General features: G+C 57.2%; 4 protein-coding genes and 2 tRNA genes. 5 read left to right on the top strand and 1 reads right to left on the bottom strand.

The genetic code is table 11. The annotated features are described in order from the left end of the window. From EGI20_RS16760 to EGI20_RS16740, 5 genes are all read left to right on the top strand, one after another. The coding region (locus tag EGI20_RS16760) for a helix-hairpin-helix domain-containing protein (RefSeq protein ID WP_498632843.1) at positions 1 to 761 on the top strand (761 nt) is incomplete at its 5' end. A gap of 16 nt (positions 762 to 777) precedes the next feature. Continuing rightward, positions 778 to 1,359, top strand: a complete 582-nt coding sequence (pgsA, locus tag EGI20_RS16755; RefSeq protein ID WP_124734210.1) for a CDP-diacylglycerol--glycerol-3-phosphate 3-phosphatidyltransferase — start codon at positions 778 to 780, stop codon at positions 1,357 to 1,359. 80 nt (positions 1,360 to 1,439) lie between these two features. Continuing rightward, a tRNA-Gly gene (locus tag EGI20_RS16750) sits at positions 1,440 to 1,515 on the top strand. A 39-nt stretch (positions 1,516 to 1,554) separates the two neighbouring features. Next, positions 1,555 to 1,628, top strand: a tRNA-Cys gene (locus tag EGI20_RS16745). A gap of 165 nt (positions 1,629 to 1,793) precedes the next feature. Continuing rightward, on the top strand, positions 1,794 to 2,957 hold the full coding sequence (locus EGI20_RS16740; RefSeq protein WP_498632841.1) for a site-specific integrase: 1,164 nt from the start codon (positions 1,794 to 1,796) through the stop codon (positions 2,955 to 2,957). Between the two features lie 34 nt (positions 2,958 to 2,991). On the opposite strand, the gene EGI20_RS16735 is transcribed toward EGI20_RS16740, so the two are convergent. After that, the coding region (locus EGI20_RS16735; RefSeq protein ID WP_498632839.1) for a single-stranded DNA-binding protein at positions 2,992 to 3,354 on the bottom strand (363 nt) is incomplete at its 5' end.

Genomic DNA, 3,354 nt, shown 5'->3' with positions numbered 1-3,354 from the left:
TCTGGTTGGAAATGGCCGAGAAAAATGCAATGCTTGCCTGTGCACAGCGTGCGGGCAGCAAGGCTAGTCAATCTGCGCGTTTGGCTGCACTGGCCGAGGTGCTGGAACTGGATGGGGTGGCGCGGCTGGAGTGTTACGATATTTCGCATACCATGGGCGAGGCGACGGTAGCTTCCTGTGTGGTATACGACAAGGGGGGTATGCAGCCTGCCGAGTACCGGCGCTTCAATATTGCAACGGCTAAGGCAGGAGATGATTATGCCGCGATGCGCGAGGCGCTGACCCGGCGCTACAGCAAACTGGCCGAAGGCGAGGGCAAGTTGCCGGATGTGTTGCTGATAGATGGCGGCAAGGGGCAGGTGGGTGTCGCACTGGAGGTGATGCAGGAGTTGGGTCTTGTGCTGCCTATTGTCGGGGTGGCCAAAGGTGAGGCGCGCAAACCTGGCCTGGAGACGCTAATCCTCCCTTATCTGCAAAAGACGTTACAATTACCCAGCGATCATCCTGCGCTGCACTTGATTCAGACTGTGCGCGATGAGGCGCACCGCTTTGCCATTACCGGGCATCGGGCGCGCCGCGCCAAGGCGCGCACCATGTCGACACTGGAAGAAGTTCCTGGTGTCGGTGCCAAGCGTCGTCAGCAGTTGTTAACCCGTTTTGGTGGGCTGCGCGGCGTAAAGGCTGCCAGTATTGATGACCTTGCCCGGGTCGAAGGAATCAGCCACAAGCTGGCCGAATTGATTTATAACGCCTTGCACTAATAACAAAGATCACCCCATGCCGTTCAATCTGCCTATCTTCCTGACCTGGCTCAGGGTTGCCCTGATCCCCATTTTTGTGGCGATCTTTTTTCTGCCGCCTAGCCTGATGTCTTCGCATGTTGCCAATGTGACTGGCGCAGTGATTTTCTTTTTGGCGGCGGTGACAGACTGGCTGGATGGCTTTCTGGCGCGCAGGTTGGGCCAGACTTCGGCATTTGGTGCTTTTCTGGATCCGGTGGCCGATAAGCTGATTGTGGCGGCTTCGCTTATTTTATTGGTGGAGCTGGGGCGGACCGAGGGCTGGATGGCCATGATTATCATTGGGCGGGAAATCACCATCTCTGCGCTGCGGGAGTGGATGGCCGAGATGGGCGCGCGCAAGAGTGTGGCCGTGGCGAGCATAGGCAAGCTTAAAACCATGGCGCAAATGGCGGCTATCTTGCTGTTGCTGTATGCGGATCCTGTTTTTCCGTTTGTAAGTACGCTGGTAATCGGAAATTTATTTATGGTTGTGGCCGTAATTTTAACTTTGTGGTCAATGGTTTACTATCTGCGCATGGCGGCAAAAGAGTTCGCGGATAAAAAAATGGATGCATGAAGTGTTGACAGGCTTCGGAAAATCCTTATAATTCGCATTCTCTTGAAGACGGCAACGTTAGCAAGACAATGAAATGTTATGCGGGAATAGCTCAGTTGGTAGAGCGCAACCTTGCCAAGGTTGAGGTCGCGAGTTCGAGCCTCGTTTCCCGCTCCAGTTATTAGGAATAAACGCAAGTTTGTTCCCACCCCTTATGGCGGGGTAGCAAAGTGGTTATGCAGCGGCCTGCAAAGCCGTCTACGCCGGTTCGATTCCGACCCCCGCCTCCAGTCAAAGCCCCGTAAACATTGAGTTTGCGGGGCTTTTTCTTATTTTCTTTGTGTAGTCGCACGCGCCGCATGTTGCGCTAAGTCCTTGTTTCTTGCTCTCGTGCCACTCTGAAAAAGTGGCATGCTGCGCGTAGACTATAGTTTTTGCCGTCTACGGGAATTGTCATGGCCACCAAGCGCTTACGCTCCAGCGGAAACTGGGAATTCATTGTTCGGCGCAAGGGTATTTTGCCCAAGCCAGCTACGTTCACATTTACCAACGAGGCCGAAGGCGACGCCTATTGCCTCCGCCTTGAGTCGCTACTTGATCGCGGCATCGTTCCTGATGACCTGCTCGACCAGAAGCCGCACCTCGCCACCATTGCCGATGCGATCCGCGGCTACCTGATTGCCGTTGATGTATCCGCAGCCGATAGGCCGGTGCTTGGTGTGCTGCTCGATAGGGTAGGCGGTGCCACGCTGACCGCTGTCGATTACGCATGGGTCGAATCATGGGTGCGCAGCATGAAGCAAACCCAGCAGCTCGCCCCATCATCCATCCGCCACTATGTTGGCGCGCTGGCGCGCTGTCTCGACTGGGTAACGCGCAGTGCTGGCAGCGTGTTCATCTCCAATCCGCTGCGCCAGCTGCCGCGCCGCTACGCGAACTACACCCCGAGCGATGCGGCCGTGCTGCGTGGCGACGATGGCAAGGCGACGATCCCCAGCGATATTGCCCGCGACCGGCGACTAAACCCTGGCGAAGAGGCGGCCATTCGCGCCATGCTCGCCGGCGCCACGCCAGAAGGACGCGAACGCCCGCTAGCGCTCAAATGGCAGGGTGCGCTGGAATGCCTGTTTGACCTGGCGCTTGAAACGGCCATGCGCATGCGTGAAATCTACACACTGGAGCTTTCGCAGATTGACCTTGAGAAACGCACCATCTTTCTGGATAAAACCAAGAATGGCGACAAGCGGCAAATTCCGCTCTCCAGCGTGGCGCTGGCGGTTCTGGCGCGCTATCGCGAGCAAGTCGAAAGCGGCACCCGCGGCATGGCCGGCTTTAGTCTGAGCCGTGGCCGGCTATTTCCCTGGCTAAGCAATACCGATGCCGCTGGACTCAGACGCATCACCTCGCTTCTGTCCGCACAGTTTTCCCGCGTGTTTGAGGTGTCCGGCTGTGCCGACCTCAAGTTTCACGACCTGCGGCATGAGGCCACCAGCCGCCTATTCGAGCGTACCAAGATGTCCGACCTGCAAATTGCCAAGGTGACCGGCCACCGCGACCCGCGCATGCTGGCACGCTACGCAAACCTGCGCGGCTCGGATCTGGCTGATCTGATGTGGTAATGCAAAACGGGCCAGATATGGCCCGTTGTGTTGTTTAGTATGGATATTCGCCCTTACTGGCGGCGTGCTTCTGGCCTCCGTAGCTGCTGCGTGCCGGTTGTCTCGGTGGTTTATTGCTGTCCGCTGGCTGCTGCGCATCGTCGCGTTTCCCGCCTTGCATGCTCACTTCATTGATGCGCACATCTGGCGACAGGCGCTTAATACCGTCCCTATCTGTCCATTCGCGCAGTGTCAGCTGGCCGTATACTGTCACCTGCTGCCCTTTGATCAAATAGGGCAGTAGCGCCTCGGCGCGCTTACCCCACACCTGGCAGCCAAACCAGTTGGTGGTCTTTTTTTCGCCAAAGCCGATATCGCTGGCCACGCGAAACGACAGCACCGCATCGCCGCCCTGGGT

The organism is Aquitalea sp. S1-19 (genome assembly GCF_024343515.1).
Note: the sequence above shows the minus strand (reverse complement) of the source record. Positions and strands in the feature narration are given on the sequence as shown.